General features: G+C 37.9%; 1 pseudogene. It reads left to right on the top strand.

Annotated features, from left to right (window positions below):
* Nucleotides 1-998 (top strand): annotated as a pseudogene (locus tag BN2144_RS05520) (IS1380 family transposase); the annotation flags it as partial.

Raw genomic sequence — 998 nt, 5'->3', positions numbered from 1 at the left:
TCTCTTTCCTCGGATACGGGTGAACTTCTTTTTAGAGAGTTTGATGAAAAAATAGGATTTTCCAAGACTTTGGAAAACCACTTAAAACTAGATGATCCAAGAGCCTATTACTTTCATTCAAGTGAAAACTTATTACGTTAAAAGATCTATCAAATCATTGCTGGATATTATGAAGATGACGCTGCCGATCAATTGACAAGGGGTCCTGTTTTTACAGAAATTATTGATACACCAGCTCTCGCTTCTCAACCGAGCTTATCTCGTTTTTACACTCGATTTAACCAAGAATCGATTGATCATTTAAATCAAGCGAATCAAGAATTACGTGATAAAATTCATGCTTTTAGAAAATCGCAAGCTCTATTTATTGATTTAGATTCTACCCATTCTGATACGTATGGTAACCAAGAGTCATCCTCTTTCAATGCTCATTATGGAACTTTGGGATTTCATCCTTTAGTTGCCTTTGATGGAGCTACTGGCGACTTTTTGAAAGCGAAACTTCGCCCGGGAAACGTCTACACCTCCAATGGTGTGGTCGAATTTATTCAGCCTCTGATTGAACATTACAACGAAACATTCCCGGAAACGAGTTTGTTTCTTCGTGGGGACAGTGGATTTGCCGTGCCTGCCCTGTATGAACTGTGTGAGAGAGAATCGGTTTATTACGTTATTCGTTTAAAATCAAATGCACAATTAAAAAGTCTGGCGGAAGAGTATCATCCTACATCTGTACCTGAAGATGTTTCAAAAACAGAACGCTATTTTGAAGAAACCATTTACCAAGCAAAATCTTGGTTGAAACCTAGAAAGGTCATCATTCAATCTGTACGACCTGCGGGTGAACTGTTCTTTACGCATTCCTTTTTTGTCACCAATTTTGAAATCGCTTCTCCAAAAGATATCGTCCAAGCTTATCAAAAAAGAGGAACGATGGAGAATTACATCAAGGAAGCTAAAAATGGTTTTGGTTTCGATCGAATGAATAGCCATTCTTA

It is taken from the genome of Bacillus andreraoultii (assembly GCF_001244735.1).
In the GTDB taxonomy this organism is placed as follows: Bacteria; Bacillota; Bacilli; order Bacillales; family Caldibacillaceae; genus Caldifermentibacillus; species Caldifermentibacillus andreraoultii.
This window is presented reverse-complemented; position numbering and strand designations above follow the sequence as displayed.